Annotated in this window: 14 protein-coding genes and 6 tRNA genes; 2 read left to right on the top strand and 18 right to left on the bottom strand. The window is 41.8% G+C overall.

Annotation, left to right across the window (positions count from 1 at the left end):
• The first annotated feature begins 47 nt into the window (after positions 1–47).
• A complete protein-coding gene (locus DWY07_RS11570) occupies positions 48–1,328 on the top strand; it encodes a galactokinase family protein (RefSeq protein WP_117808778.1) in 1,281 nt (426 codons plus the stop codon).
• Positions 1,329–1,522: 194 nt separating this feature from the next.
• Entirely contained in the window at positions 1,523–3,010 is a 1,488-nt protein-coding gene (gene galT, locus DWY07_RS11565) for a UDP-glucose--hexose-1-phosphate uridylyltransferase (RefSeq protein WP_117808779.1), read from the top strand.
• Positions 3,011–3,393: 383 nt separating this feature from the next.
• Here galT and DWY07_RS11560 read toward each other — a convergent pair whose 3' ends face one another.
• From DWY07_RS11560 to DWY07_RS11475, 18 genes are all read right to left on the bottom strand, one after another.
• Complete coding sequence (locus DWY07_RS11560; RefSeq protein ID WP_008401229.1) at positions 3,394–3,705, bottom strand: YerC/YecD family TrpR-related protein; 312 nt, start codon at positions 3,703–3,705, stop codon at positions 3,394–3,396.
• A gap of 102 nt (positions 3,706–3,807) precedes the next feature.
• On the bottom strand, positions 3,808–5,274 hold the full coding sequence (locus tag DWY07_RS11555) for an alpha-amylase (RefSeq protein ID WP_117823263.1): 1,467 nt from the start codon (positions 5,272–5,274) through the stop codon (positions 3,808–3,810).
• Between the two features lie 41 nt (positions 5,275–5,315).
• The gene (locus DWY07_RS11550; RefSeq protein ID WP_008401227.1) at positions 5,316–6,533 is read right to left on the bottom strand and encodes an LL-diaminopimelate aminotransferase; all 1,218 of its coding nucleotides are present in this window, start codon (positions 6,531–6,533) and stop codon (positions 5,316–5,318) included.
• An 11-nt stretch (positions 6,534–6,544) separates the two neighbouring features.
• The gene (gene dapF, locus DWY07_RS11545; protein ID WP_117823261.1) at positions 6,545–7,381 is read right to left on the bottom strand and encodes a diaminopimelate epimerase; all 837 of its coding nucleotides are present in this window, start codon (positions 7,379–7,381) and stop codon (positions 6,545–6,547) included.
• A gap of 12 nt (positions 7,382–7,393) precedes the next feature.
• A complete protein-coding gene (locus DWY07_RS11540; RefSeq protein WP_021943521.1) occupies positions 7,394–7,945 on the bottom strand; it encodes an ANTAR domain-containing protein in 552 nt (183 codons plus the stop codon).
• Between the two features lie 150 nt (positions 7,946–8,095).
• A complete protein-coding gene (gene glnA, locus DWY07_RS11535; protein WP_008401224.1) occupies positions 8,096–9,427 on the bottom strand; it encodes a type I glutamate--ammonia ligase in 1,332 nt (443 codons plus the stop codon).
• 219 nt (positions 9,428–9,646) lie between these two features.
• The gene (locus DWY07_RS11530) at positions 9,647–10,459 is read right to left on the bottom strand and encodes an ABC transporter permease (protein ID WP_117823259.1); all 813 of its coding nucleotides are present in this window, start codon (positions 10,457–10,459) and stop codon (positions 9,647–9,649) included.
• Between the two features lie 175 nt (positions 10,460–10,634).
• Entirely contained in the window at positions 10,635–11,345 is a 711-nt protein-coding gene (locus DWY07_RS11525) for an ATP-binding cassette domain-containing protein (RefSeq protein ID WP_117823257.1), read from the bottom strand.
• Between the two features lie 308 nt (positions 11,346–11,653).
• Positions 11,654–11,917, bottom strand: coding sequence for a 30S ribosomal protein S18 (gene rpsR / locus DWY07_RS11520; protein WP_008401221.1), 264 nt, complete (start codon positions 11,915–11,917; stop codon positions 11,654–11,656).
• Between the two features lie 17 nt (positions 11,918–11,934).
• Entirely contained in the window at positions 11,935–12,375 is a 441-nt protein-coding gene (locus DWY07_RS11515; RefSeq protein WP_008401219.1) for a single-stranded DNA-binding protein, read from the bottom strand.
• Between the two features lie 15 nt (positions 12,376–12,390).
• On the bottom strand, positions 12,391–12,681 hold the full coding sequence (rpsF, locus tag DWY07_RS11510) for a 30S ribosomal protein S6 (protein ID WP_008401218.1): 291 nt from the start codon (positions 12,679–12,681) through the stop codon (positions 12,391–12,393).
• A 153-nt stretch (positions 12,682–12,834) separates the two neighbouring features.
• Positions 12,835–13,011: a DUF951 domain-containing protein gene (locus DWY07_RS11505; protein ID WP_117823255.1), complete on the bottom strand. Its 177-nt coding sequence runs from the start codon at positions 13,009–13,011 to the stop codon at positions 12,835–12,837.
• Between the two features lie 105 nt (positions 13,012–13,116).
• Positions 13,117–13,189: transfer RNA gene (locus DWY07_RS11500), tRNA-Phe, on the bottom strand.
• Positions 13,190–13,203: 14 nt separating this feature from the next.
• Positions 13,204–13,277 (bottom strand) — tRNA-Met (locus DWY07_RS11495).
• Between the two features lie 18 nt (positions 13,278–13,295).
• A tRNA-Tyr gene (locus tag DWY07_RS11490) sits at positions 13,296–13,377 on the bottom strand.
• Positions 13,378–13,398: 21 nt separating this feature from the next.
• Positions 13,399–13,471: transfer RNA gene (locus DWY07_RS11485), tRNA-Thr, on the bottom strand.
• Positions 13,472–13,484: 13 nt separating this feature from the next.
• Positions 13,485–13,556, bottom strand: a tRNA-Glu gene (locus DWY07_RS11480).
• 12 nt (positions 13,557–13,568) lie between these two features.
• A tRNA-Asn gene (locus DWY07_RS11475) sits at positions 13,569–13,640 on the bottom strand.
• Positions 13,641–13,800: the final 160 nt, after the last annotated feature.

Below are 13,800 nucleotides of genomic sequence, written 5' to 3'. Positions count from 1 at the left end.
CAGGTGTAAGCACATTAATTATCATGTATGATCAGGAGGACAAACATATGAAACATGCATCTGAATTAATAAAAGACTTTGAATCAGAACAGTACAATGAATTATTAACCGATATCTATGTCGATGAGCATCTGCTCGCTTATCAGAATGGCAGATATATCGCTGCTCTTCAGGAATTCATCAAAGATTTCGGAGACACAGAGGTATCTATCTTCTCCGCTCCGGGTAGAAGTGAAGTAGGCGGAAATCATACTGATCATCAGCATGGTCAGGTACTTGCCGCATCTATCAATCTAGATGCGATTGCCATCGTTGCAAAGACTTCCGATGATAAGATCCAGGTTATCTCAGACGGATATGATCTCATTACAATCGACGCATCCGACCTTTCTCTTGTAGAAAGTGAAAAAGAAACAACAACGGCTCTGATCAAGGGTGTTGCTGCCGGATTAAAGGAACACGGACACGCTGTCGGCGGCTTCAAAGCATATATCACCAGTGATGTACTGATTGGTGCCGGCCTTTCATCTTCTGCAGCATTCGAAACAATCATCGGAACCATCTTGTCGGGACTTTATAATAATGGTTCCGTATCTGCAATCGAGATCGCGATCATCGGCCAGTATGCAGAAAATGTATACTTCGGAAAACCTTGCGGCCTGATGGATCAGATGGCATCTTCCGTCGGAAATCTTGTACATATCGACTTTGCAGATCCAGCCGATCCTATTGTTGAAAAGATCGACTTTGATATGGCAAAGAGCGGTTACAGTCTCTGTATCACTGATACAAAGGGCTCTCATGTAGATCTGACTGCTGACTATGCTGCAGTTCCTGCCGAGATGTGTGCCGTTGCGGAGATGCTTGGCAAACCGGTATTAAACGAATTAAGCGAACAGGATATTATCGACCACATGGCTGACATCCGCACCAAACTCGGCGACCGTTACCTGCTTCGTGCCCTTCACTATTTTGAAGAAGTAAAACGGGTAGAAATTCAGGTTGCTTCCCTGACAAAGGGTGATATGCCTGCATTCCTTGCAGCGGTTAAAGCATCCGGTGATTCTTCTTTCAAGTATTTGCAGAACGTATATACGAATAAAGATATTCAGGCTCAGAATGTATCTGTTGCTCTGGCTGTCAGTGATATCACACTTGGAAGTCACGGAGTCAGCCGTGTTCACGGCGGTGGATTTGCCGGAACTATTCAGGCATTTGTAGAAAACGATACTGTTGAGACGTATCGCCAGGCTATGGATCACGTATTTGGCGGAGGCTCCTGCCATGTACTGAAGATCCGTAAATACGGCGGTATGCAGGTACTGTAAAACAGACGACATGATATAATGAATGCAAAATTATTTGCTCGCAAGGATGCTGATTTTGCGGAATGCATTGAGTGAGCTATGCTCACGATATAATGAACGCAAAATCACTTGCTTGCAAGGGGGCTGATTTTGCGGAATGCATTGAATGTGCGAAGCACATGATATAATAACAAATTTTATGGGAGGTTATGACTATGATAGAAACATATATCAAAGAATTGGTTACTTATGGTTTAAACAAAGGACTTGTAGATCCTGCAGACGAAATATATGTTACAAACCGTCTGCTAGAGTTATTCGACATTCAGGAATACAACGAACCGGCTGAGATTCCATCCCGTCCGCTCGTTGATATCTTAAACGATATGTTAGATTATGCATACCGGCACAAGCTGATGGAGGATGACACGATCACAAACCGTGATCTTTTCGATACAAAGATTATGGGTATGCTCACTCCTGCTCCATCTGTTGTACGGAAAATATTTGCTGATAAATATGCCGTATCCCCAAAGGAAGCAACGGATTATTATTATGCTTTCAGTAAGGCTACAAACTATATTCGTGAAGATCGTATCGCAAAGGATGAAAAATGGGTTACGGAAACGGAATACGGTCCGATCGATATTACGATCAACCTGTCCAAGCCGGAGAAAGACCCAAGAGATATCGCGAAAGCAGGAAAGGCAAAGAAATCCGGTTATCCAGCCTGTCTGCTCTGCCGTGAAAACGAAGGTTATGCCGGACATTTCTCACATCCTGCCAGACAGAACCACAGGATCATGCCTATTACCTTAGATGGACAGGCATATTACTTACAGTACTCCCCTTATGTGTACTACAACGAGCACTGTATTATCTTTAATGCAAACCACACACCAATGAAGATTGACCACGCTGCGTTTGTAAAGCTACTTGATTTTGTCCGGTTGTTCCCTCACTATACAGCCGGCTCCAACGCAGATCTTCCGATCGTTGGCGGTTCCATTTTAAGCCATGACCATTTTCAGGGTGGCGGCTATACATTTGCAATGGCAAAGGCTCCATATGAATCAAACTTTACTTTACCTGGTTACGAAGACCTGACAGCCGGTATCGTCAAATGGCCTATGTCTGTTATCCGTCTTCAAGGTTCTGATCCTGCACGTATCGCAGATGCAGCAGATCACATCCTGACAGCATGGAGAAATTACACAGACGAAGCTGCATATATCTACGCTTACACAGACGATACTCCACATAACACGATTACTCCGATCGCAAGAATGCATGGAGATCTGTTCGAACTGGATCTGGTACTTCGTAACAACATCACAACCGAAGAATGTCCGATGGGGCTCTACCACCCACACAGCCAGTATCATCATATTAAGAAGGAAAATATCGGTCTGATCGAGGTCATGGGTCTGGCTGTTCTTCCTGCAAGATTAAAAGGTGAAATGTCAGAGCTTGAGGATGCAATCTTAAATCACAAGGACATCCGCGCAAATGAAGCTATCGAAAAACATGCAGACTGGGTTGATGAATGGATTGGAAATTATGACATTACTCCGGAAAATATCCATGGAATCATCCAGAACGAGATCGGCAAGGTATTCTCAAAAGTTCTGGAATGCTCCGGTGTATACAAAAATACCACCGAAGGCAGAGAAGCCTTCATGCGCTTTGTAAATACCCTTTAATCCCCGCTTCGCTTCCTAATACCAAATATATAGGGGATTTTCTCCCCGCATGGTCGGGCAGACTGATGTCTGTCCGACCAATTTTATGTCTGCACAGGCACTATGGCAAACAGAGTACTGTGCAAATGACATCAAGCGAAGATTTCGTAATAAATTGCATATATCAGCAAATATGGGGGCTTGTTTGAGCCGTCAGGCGAGTTAGCACAGGAATATTTGCGAATCAGATATATGCAGTTTATAGAAATTGAAGCGAGTCATTTGCACAGTACTCTGTTTGCCGCAGTGCCTGCGCAGACATAGGTTGGTTGTAGGACAAACAAAATCCTCCGGAAACGGATCGTCTTGATCCATTCCCAGAGGATTTCCTGTTTTATATGTTGTTATTCTGAATCTTTCTTTTCTTTATCCAGATTCATTCTGCTGAATACAAGTTCATAACCATCTTTACCATAATTAAGAGATCTGTTCACTCTGCTGATTGTTGCTGTCGATGCACCGGTCTTCTCGGCAACTTCCAGATAAGTATTATCTTCCTTTAACATCTTCGCAACCGCAAATCTCTGGGCTATGGACAGCAATTCATTTACCGTACAAACATCTTCAAAGAAATTAAAACATTCCTCCTCTGTCTCCAATGTCAGTATTGCTTCAAACAGATCACGGACTGCTTCTGTATGTACTGTCTTTCCCATAACTCATACTCCTTTGCCACTTTTATGCTGTGAAAATCCGGATCATCCTCAGACTTTCATGCACTTTTACAATCTAAAGTATTAATATGATAACTCAATTTCTTATAATTTGCAATCTTTTTTAATCCAGATTGCAAGTCCCTGACGGTTTACATAGAATTCGCCGCAGCCTTCTTCATCGATACGGATATCATACTTTGCATTTCCCATTACATCTGCGAAATGACAGCCTGCAAACTGTCTTCCGACATACATGCGCTTTGTTCCGCCGGTTCCATCTGACATAATAACTGCCAGACCGGAATTCTCATGCTCTGCATCTCCTTCTCTGGTAAAGCCGACAACATCCGGATGATCAAAGTAGTCATGCTGTGTTCCGTATGCATATTTCTTACGAAGCTTTAACAGTTTGTTCATGATTGTCTTTCTGGACTTGATCTTAGCCGCAGGAATGCCTTCATAATCACCCATGAACATACATGGATATCCCTGTTCTCTTAATAAAATGATCGCATATGCCAGTGGTTTAAACCACTCTGCTACAGCAGATTCCAGCACACCGCCCGGCTGTGATTCATGATTCTCTACAAATGTAACTGCCTTTGCAGGATTACTCATCATCATGGAGCCATCCAGTAACCGGCTCAGATCATATTCTCCCTCTGCAACGGATGCATCATGGAAACTGAAATGCAGCGGCACATCAAACATAGATGGCTGATTGTCCGCAGACGCGATGTAATCATTGATATAGTCACATCTCCAGTGCCAGAAGTCACCTACCGTAAAGATCTCTTTTTCTTCTTCTCCGGCATTCGAAGCAGCTTCTGCAAAGTCTCTGATGAACCATCCCGGAATCTTCTCTGCTTCCTGGAAACGGAATCCGTCCACTCCGGTCACATCCTCATACCACTTCGCCCATGCCATTAATTCATCATATACTTCCTGATTGTACAGATCCAGCTCACTGCCTATGATATAATCATATTTGCTGAGCTTGTATTTCTTCTCTGCTTCCGTCTCTGTCATACCAGACAGTTCGCAGACACGCCTCTTAAAATCATCCTGCTGCCAGTCAATCCCTGCAAAATGATTCCAGTTCCATTTGAACTTGGAATACTTGCTCTTTCTGCCCGGGAAGGTGAACTTCGACAAGGCTCCAACTATCTTTTTATTACCGATCATCTGCGGAATATCCTTGGCATTAAAATCTGCTGCCGTAACCTTCTCCACAGAATCTGCGCCTAACTTCTGTCTGACTGCGATATCTGCATATACATTGATTCCCTGCGCCTTCATTGCATCGATTGCTTCCAGATATTCTTTCTTTGTACCATATCTGGTTCCAACCGAACCCTTCTGATTAAATTCACCCAGATCATACAGATCATATGGCGCATAGCCCCTGTCATCTTTTCCCGCTGCCCCTTTGGTTGCAGGTGGAAACCATACAGCAGTTGCACCGAGCTTTTTCAATGTCGCTGCATCCTTTACCGCTTTCGCCCATAATGTCTGATCAGCCGGTGTATTTGCATTAAAATACTGCACCAGCAGTCCATTATCTTTCATCTTGCTACCTCCACGATTATATAGTTAATTGCACCCCGCTATTATAACGCTTTAATTCTCTCGATTGCTTCTACTGTATTCTCATATGTACCAAATGCTGTCAGTCTGAAATATCCTTCACCACTCGGTCCAAAGCCTGAGCCCGGTGTACCTACGACATTTGCATTTGCAAGCAGATAATCAAAGAACTCCCATGAAGTCATCTTATCCGGTGTCTTTAACCAGATATATGGTGCATTCACACCGCCGGATACGGAATAGCCTGCTGCCTTTAATCCATCATAGATCACCTTCGCATTGTTCATATAATATGCAATCTGTGCCTTTGTCTGTGCTTTACCTTCTTCTGAATATACAGCTTCTCCTGCTGCCTGAACAATATATGGAGCACCATTAAACTTGGTTCCATGTCTTCTAGCCCATAAACCATGAAGTGCAACACCATTTGCATCCTTCAGATCCTTTGGTACAACTGTAAATCCAAGACGGGTTCCGGTAAATCCTGCATTCTTCGAAAAGCTTCGAAGCTCGATCGCACAGGTTCTTGCACCTTCGCACTCGTAGATAGAATGTGGTACATCGTCTTCACTGATATATGCTTCGTATGCTGCATCATAGATGATCACAGCTCCGATCTTATTTGCGTAGTCAACCCATTCCTGAAGCTGTGCTTTGCTGATGGTCGCTCCTGTCGGATTATTTGGGAAACACAGATAGATAATGTCCGGCTCCTCCTTTGGGAATTCCGGTGCAAATCCATTCTCCTCCAGACAAGGCATATAGATCACATCGCTCCAGAGTCCGGTCTCTTTATCATAAGTTCCGGTTCTGCCTGCCATTACATTTGAATCTACATAAACAGGATAAACAGGATCACATACAGCAATCTTGCTTTCCGGTGCAAAAATCTCCTGAATATTTGCAGAATCGCTCTTTGCACCATCACTTACAAAGATCTCATCAGCAGAAATATCAACTCCATGGTCAATATAGTCATTCTTTACGATGGTATTTCTTAAGAATTCATATCCAAGATCCGGTGCATAGCCCTTAAATGTCTCTGCTACCGCCATCTCATCTACAGCCGAATGCAGTCTCTCAATAATAGCAGGCGCAAGCGGCTGTGTTACATCTCCGATGCTCAGACGGATAATCTTCTTATCAGGATGTGCCGCACTGTACTCTCTCTGTTTCTTTGCTACTGTTGAAAATAAATAGCTTCCCGGAAGCTTCAGATAATTCTCATTTGCCTTAAACATGTCATTTCCTCCTAAAATCTGTCAGTCTCGCCGTCAAACACTACCTTGGCCGGACCTGTCATGTATACCTTATTGTTCTCTCTATCAAAACGGATGATCAGATCGCCGCCTAATAATTTTACGGTTACCTCATCATCTGTCTTTCCATTTAATACACATGCAACTGCAGTTGCACATGCTCCGGTTCCGCATGCCAGTGTCTCTCCGGTTCCTCTCTCCCATACACGCATCTTTACGGTATGACGGTCGATCACCTGAACAAACTCCGCATTCACACGGTTCGGAAATACTTCATGATGCTCGAATAACGGACCAGCTTTCTCCAACGGGAAATGTTCTGTATCGTCTACGAACATAACTGCATGTGGATTTCCCATGGATACACAGGTCATATGATAATCCACACCTGCTACTGTGATCTTCTCGTCGATCACCTGCTCTTTATCTGAACGCACAGGCACCTGATCTGCCTTGAGGATCGGCGCACCCATGTCAACTGTTACCATATCAACCTTGCCGTCCTTTATCACAAAATCCAGATATTTGATTCCGGCAAGTGTCTCTACAGATATCGAAGTCTTATCCGTAAGTCCATAATCATATACATACTTTCCTACACAACGGATACCGTTTCCACACATCTCAGATCTGGAACCGTCTGCATTATACATATCCATTGTAAAATCTGCTTTATCGGATGGCTTAATCAGGATCACTCCATCACTTCCAACACCAAAATGCCGGTCACTCATGGCAATCGCCAGTTTCTCAGGATTTTCTACCTTCTCTGAAAAACAATTTATGTACACATAATCGTTTCCAAGACCTTCCATCTTTGTAAACTTCATATTCGTGCCTCCTTAAAACAGTGCTGTATGTTCCAATATCATATATGCCATTTCAACAATATTGATACCATTATCCATGCTCTTTTTCTGCAGATACCGATGAGCGCCCTGCTCATCAAATCCATTGTCATTCATTAATTTCAGCTTTGCAGCCTTAATTACCTTTTTTTCATCTTCTGTGCGTTCCTTTGGTTTCGTCTTGCGTTTTTTACGCTCCCACAGAATATTTTCAACCGTCAGTGAAACAGTATTGATAAAATCCTGTGTACGAAGTGGCATCGGCAGGCATGTAATCCCACTTTCTCTACACGCCTCGTAATGCACACGAGATGCAATCACAAGCATATCAAAATAATCCGGTATATTTGCCGCCAGCTCCGAAAATAACATATCCGGATACTGGTATCCGCATATAATAAGACCATCATCACACGCATCTGCTGCCTGTGCTGCCTGTGCTCCGGTCGTACATACCTGAGTTACATTGATCCCATGTCGAACCAAAAGATTTTTTATGCTTTTTGCTTCTTCTATCTTTGCAAATAGTACAATTACATTTACCAAAACAACAACCTCTCACCCGACCAGTTTCAGTTCCTTATATTTTCATGGAACAAATTGATTCTATAATATAGCAACACAGGCACCCATAAAATGGGTGTCTGTATTACTCCTTGTTCTTCTTCGGTTTTACTTAAACATACCGGCTTCTGATCAGACTTTGTAAAGGTAATTGCTGATCTCCCAGTCAGTGACCTGTCTGGTATATTCGTTCCACTCATCTAATTTTGCTGATGTGTAACGTGTAAAGATATGCTCACCAAGTGCTTCCTTCATGAAGTCACTGTCTCTCATACATAAAACAGCTTCTCTTAAGTTTGCCGGAAGGCTCTCGATGTGTCTTGCTTTCTTTTCTTCTCTTGTTAATTCAAAGATATTGCTGTCAACACTTGGTACAAGCGGAAGCTGTCTCTTGATTCCGTCTAATCCGGCTTTTAAGCATACAGCCATTGCCAGATATGGATTTGCTGTTGGATCCGGGCAACGAAGCTCTACTCTCGTTCCTGCTCCTCTTGCACTTGGGATACGAACCAATGGGCTTCTGTTTTTTGCTGACCATGCAATATAAATCGGTGCTTCATAACCAGGAACCAGTCTCTTATAAGAGTTTACTAATGGGTTTGTGATTGCTGTCATCTCTCTCATATGTTCCATGATACCTGCAATGAAGTAATATGCTTCCTGGCTTAAACCAAGCTTATCATTATCATCTGCAAATATATTTTTGCCATCCTTTGACAAGGACATATTCATATGCATACCGGAACCACATACGCCATACTTTGGTTTTGGCATAAATGTAGCACACAAACCATGCTTCTTGGCAATTGTCTTAACAACGAGCTTAAATGTCTCGATGCTGTCGGCAGTCTTTAATGCCTCGCCATACTTGAAATCTATCTCATGCTGTGCAGGAGCAACCTCATGGTGGGAAGCTTCAATCTCAAATCCCATCTGTTCCAGTGTCAGTACCATATCTCTTCTGGCATTCTCACCGAAATCAAGTGGTCCAAGATCAAAATAGCTTGCACGCTCGTAAGTATTCGTTGTTGGTAATCCATTCTCATCTGTCTGGAACAAGAAGAACTCACATTCAGGACCTACGTTCATCATGTAACCCATATCAGCAGCTTCCTTCAATGCCTTCTTCAGAACATATCTTGGATCACCTTCAAATGGAGTGCCATCCGGCTTATAAACATCACAGATCAGTCTGGCAACCTTACCCTGCTGTGGTCTCCAAGGGAAAGTCTCATATGTATCATAATCTGGATAGAGATACATATCGGATTCCTCGATTCTTGCAAATCCTTCAATAGAAGAACCATCAAACATAATCTTGTTATCCAGTGCTTTTTCAATCTGACTTGAAGTTATAGCAACATTCTTAAGGTCTCCAAAAATATCTGTAAACTGAAGTCTGATAAACTCTACATCATCTTCTTTTACCATCCTTAAGATATCTGCTTTCGTGTACTTACCCATAATATACTCCTTTTCATTACTTAATGTTGATATAATGCAGCGTCTGGTTATATAAAAGTATTCCACTGTTGCATTCTTTCCTGTGGACAGACTCCATCCACATTAAAGTTCTTAATAATCATAAACGCATCCCTTTATTTTGTCAACGAAAACCACACTTTATCATAAGGCTTACCGGTCAAATATCTTCACATAGCCGGCAGCGTTCATTTTCTGTTTTTATCTTTTTTTCTTTGTAAATACAGTATTGCCAATAAACACCGCAAGCCCGCCATAGCCGACCGCTTCTATCAATCCTGTTATAGTTTCCCGCACAGTTGTATCTGTATGATCGATATAGGCAAACTGTTCGATTGCGGATAAGAGCCAGTACTTGCGGAAAAACACATCTCCATCAGCAAGAATCTGATCCAGACCTGTTATCACTGTTGAGAATAAAAGTACAATAATGAGATTCACCGCAACTGCCATTCCTGCATTTTTTACATTCATCGCAACTGCCATATAGATATAGGAAGAAACTACATACATAACAAGCATTAAAAGAAACACTCGGATAAATCCTGTCACATCCTCGCGTTCGATTGTTCCATGCCAGAATATCGCCCCGGCAATCAACGATACAGCTACATATAAAAGATAACCGATGCCTGCTATCACCGTTGTCGCATACAATTTAGCCATATAAATCTGACGTGTCTGATACCCGCGTTCCAGCATCAGCGAATAGACACCATTCCGTTTCTCTGCCCCGATCATGATCGTGGTCACAATTGCATACAAGATAGAGAGAATCTGCATCAGTGAAACAGCGATTCCTGCACAGTCAAACAGATTTATGTCTGTAAATGCATCCACATCCGTATCATATCCACCCGCTGCTTCCATCAGCTCTCCAGATATCATATGTGTTGCAGCATAAAACAATGCAAATCCAACTAATACCATTCCAATGATCACAATGCATGCAATACGAAATGTCTTATTCTTCCTGATTCTGTAATTCTCTGCACGAATGATCTGATTCATCATTTGTTTCCTGCCTTTCCGTCTTACCTGTTATTTTCTGTACAGCATATTATTTTAATCTACTAGCCCTGTTGATTTCTCTAATGTATTCTGGTCCTGTCTTTTCTCCTGTTTATTATTCTGATCTGCTATATTTGTTTTATAATTTTACTTGATATTCTACACTCATGCTATATGTTTACGTTGTTTTTTGGAATCGTGTAATAATATAATCCTCAACTGCTTCCTCGCTGCCTGCCTGCTGAAGCAGTTCTTCTCTTGTATATTCCATACAGATCCTGCCATGATCCATAATCAGATACCGATTGCAAAGTTTTACCAATTCACCGATCACATGACTGCTGATCAATATTCCGATTGACCGATCCTCATGCATTGCCCACAGACGTTCTTCCAGATCCTGCATTCCCTGTACATCCAGACCATTTAACGGCTCATCTAAGATCAAAAGTCTCGGATCACCGAGCATTGCAACCGCTATGCCAAGTCTCTGTTTCATTCCAAGTGAATACCTGCCAGCCAATTTCTTTCCAGCTTCTGCAAGCCCCATCTGGTGCAGCAGGCTCTCATATACTGCTTCATCCTCTACCCCAAATAATCTGCCAAAATATCGAAGATTCTCGATTCCAGACATATCAGTATATATATTTGGATTCTCGATCAGCGTTCCTACGTCCTGCGTTCTTCGTTCTCCTAAAAAACTGATTTCTCCCGAATCAACCGGAATACTTCCTGCAATTGCCCTCATCAATGTCGTTTTACCTGCTCCATTGCCGCCCAATAACCCAATGACATCCCCTGTCCAGATAGACAATGATACATCATCCAATACTGTACGTTCCTTATATTTTTTTGTAACATGATCTATCTGTACGATCTTCTCTGCCATAAAGGTCTCCTTGCATTCTTTTTTTGTGCTAATCCTTTTTTCATATTGCTAATTATCCATTTATTCTTCATCTAACAATATAACTATACCTTCTATATTTAATAATATCTTTAATCAAAATTTTATCCCAGATGATTCAGGACGTCAATATTGCATTAAATAAGTCAAATGTTGTTTTTCATATAAACACGAAATCTGCATTTGGCTTATTAACATAAACATAAAAAGGATGATTGTGAATCACTTCACAACCATCCTTCATTTTTCAGATTGTATGCACACCCTACGGTGTAACCAATGAATATAGATTAATCTACTACGTATGGTAAAATTGCAATCTGTCTTGCTCTCTTAACTGCTACAGTTAAAGCTCTCTGATGCTTAGCACAGTTACCGGTAATTCTTCTAGGAAGGATCTTACCTCTTTCAGAGATGTATCTCTTTAACTTGTTTGCATCTTTATAATCGATAACAGCAGTCTTATCTGCACAGAATACACATACTTTCTTTCTTCTACGAATATTTCTTCTCTTCATTGGAGCGTCTGCTCTATCTGTCTTTGTATAAGCCATTGTATTTACCTCCTTCTTTACTTGAATGGTAAATCATCCTCTATACCTTCCGGAATACTCATAAAACCTTCTGCACTTGCATTTGCAGGTGAAGGTCTGCCAGCTGGCTGATAACTTCCGCCATCTGATGAAGAACTTCCTTTGCTTTCAGCAAATTCCTGGTCTTCGATAACAACATCTGTTGTATATACTTTGTTTCCATCTTTATTGGTATAACTGCCTGTCTGGATTCTTCCAGTAGCCACGATCTTTGTACCCTGTTTCAGATACTTTTCAGCAAATTCTGCTGAACGGCCAAAAGCAACACAGTTAATAAAATCTGCGGTCTGATCACCATTTCTGTTAAAACGTCTATCTACAGCGAGAGTGTATCTGGCAATTGCCATCTGATCATTCCCCTGAGAATATCTGATCTCTGGATCTCTTGTTAAACGACCCATTAAAATTACTTTATTCATACGGAATTCCTCCTATTACTCAGCGTCTAAACGAACGCAAAGATATCTGAGAACAGGCTCCATGATACGAACATTAGCTTCAAGCTGTGCTGGTACATCAGCTTCTGCATCGAACTGAATGAAGTAATAGTAAGCTTCGCCCATCTTCTGGATTTCATAAGCAAGCTTCTTGAGTCCGCAGTCTTCAACATTAGTGATAGTTGCATTAGCTTTCTCGATGTAAGCCTTTACTTTCTCAACTGCTGCTGTTCTAGCATCCTCATCAATCTTTGCATTAACTACTAAAGTTAACTCATACTTGTTCATGTAATTGCACCTCCTTATGGTCTCTGGCCCATATATGATATATGAGCAAGGAAATATATGATTATTAACACATCACAGAACAAAATAATATCATAAAGGTTCCCATGTTGCAAGGATTTTTTTATTATTTCAATACTTTTTTCTATTTTATTGCTATTCTATAAAACCTTTAAAATTCTTTTCAACTAATTTTCTCGGTACCATCACCTGATGATTGCACCCTTTACATTTCAAACGAAAATCCATACCAACGCGAAGGATCTCCCATTCATTTGCACCACATGGATGCGGCTTCTTCATCTTAATTACCTGACCAACATTAAACTCCATACTGCACACTCCTTATTTATCAACACCTGAATCTGATTTTCTCTCAGTCTTTTTACAGATAAAAGAAAAAGCTGAAATCGTTATGATTTCAGCTTTTCAAAGTCGTGCCCAAAGCTGGAATCGAACCAGCGACACGAGGATTTTCAGTCCTCTGCTCTACCAACTGAGCTATCTGGGCATATTACATAATAGTAGCGGGGACAGGATTTGAACCTATGACCTTCGGGTTATGAGCCCGACGAGCTTCCAGACTGCTCCACCCCGCGATATAAATAAAAAAGAAATGGGCGGAGGTGGATTCGAACCACCGAAGCATTACGCAGCAGATTTACAGTCTGTCCCCTTTGGCCACTCGGGAATCCACCCATTTTTTGCTTTTCAGCAAAAAGCCGATGATCGGACTCGAACCGATAACCTGCTGATTACAAATCAGCTGCTCTGCCAATTGAGCCACATCGGCATATTAAATTAAATGACCCCAACGAGATTCGAACTCGTGTTACCGCCGTGAAAGGGCGATGTCTTAACCGCTTGACCATGGGGCCTTATAAGATTAGCTCCCCGAGTAGGGCTCGAACCTACAACCCCTCGGTTAACAGCCGAGTGCTCTACCATTGAGCTATCGAGGAATAACACCTGGTATACCACGGCGTACTCATCAAGCCTAACACAGATTCAGGTTGATGTCAATACTTTTTATTTCATGTACCTTCAGAATTTCATACAGAAAGTCTTACGACTTCATTCTCTCCAATCTCTTCCGCTTATCTTTCGAACCTCTCAGGATAA

Source organism: Clostridium sp. AF23-6LB (assembly GCF_003461085.1).
In the GTDB taxonomy this organism is placed as follows: domain Bacteria; phylum Bacillota; class Clostridia; order Lachnospirales; family Lachnospiraceae; genus Coprococcus; species Coprococcus ammoniilyticus.
This window is presented reverse-complemented; position numbering and strand designations above follow the sequence as displayed.

What these genes read in the sequence shown, in the direction of transcription:
- DWY07_RS11570 (WP_117808778.1), top strand. Translation starts at nt 48, where the DNA reads ATGAAACATGCATCTGAATTAATAAAAGACTTTGAATCAGAACAGTAC.
- galT (WP_117808779.1), top strand. Translation starts at nt 1,523, where the DNA reads ATGATAGAAACATATATCAAAGAATTGGTTACTTATGGTTTAAACAAA.
- DWY07_RS11560 (WP_008401229.1), bottom strand. Translation starts at nt 3,705, where the DNA reads ATGGGAAAGACAGTACATACAGAAGCAGTCCGTGATCTGTTTGAAGCA.
- DWY07_RS11555 (WP_117823263.1), bottom strand. Translation starts at nt 5,274, where the DNA reads ATGAAAGATAATGGACTGCTGGTGCAGTATTTTAATGCAAATACACCG.
- DWY07_RS11550 (WP_008401227.1), bottom strand. Translation starts at nt 6,533, where the DNA reads ATGTTTAAGGCAAATGAGAATTATCTGAAGCTTCCGGGAAGCTATTTA.
- dapF (WP_117823261.1), bottom strand. Translation starts at nt 7,381, where the DNA reads ATGAAGTTTACAAAGATGGAAGGTCTTGGAAACGATTATGTGTACATA.
- glnA (WP_008401224.1), bottom strand. Translation starts at nt 9,427, where the DNA reads ATGGGTAAGTACACGAAAGCAGATATCTTAAGGATGGTAAAAGAAGAT.
- DWY07_RS11530 (WP_117823259.1), bottom strand. Translation starts at nt 10,459, where the DNA reads ATGATGAATCAGATCATTCGTGCAGAGAATTACAGAATCAGGAAGAAT.
- DWY07_RS11525 (WP_117823257.1), bottom strand. Translation starts at nt 11,345, where the DNA reads ATGGCAGAGAAGATCGTACAGATAGATCATGTTACAAAAAAATATAAG.
- rpsR (WP_008401221.1), bottom strand. Translation starts at nt 11,917, where the DNA reads ATGGCTTATACAAAGACAGATAGAGCAGACGCTCCAATGAAGAGAAGA.
- DWY07_RS11515 (WP_008401219.1), bottom strand. Translation starts at nt 12,375, where the DNA reads ATGAATAAAGTAATTTTAATGGGTCGTTTAACAAGAGATCCAGAGATC.
- rpsF (WP_008401218.1), bottom strand. Translation starts at nt 12,681, where the DNA reads ATGAACAAGTATGAGTTAACTTTAGTAGTTAATGCAAAGATTGATGAG.
- DWY07_RS11505 (WP_117823255.1), bottom strand. Translation starts at nt 13,011, where the DNA reads ATGGAGTTTAATGTTGGTCAGGTAATTAAGATGAAGAAGCCGCATCCA.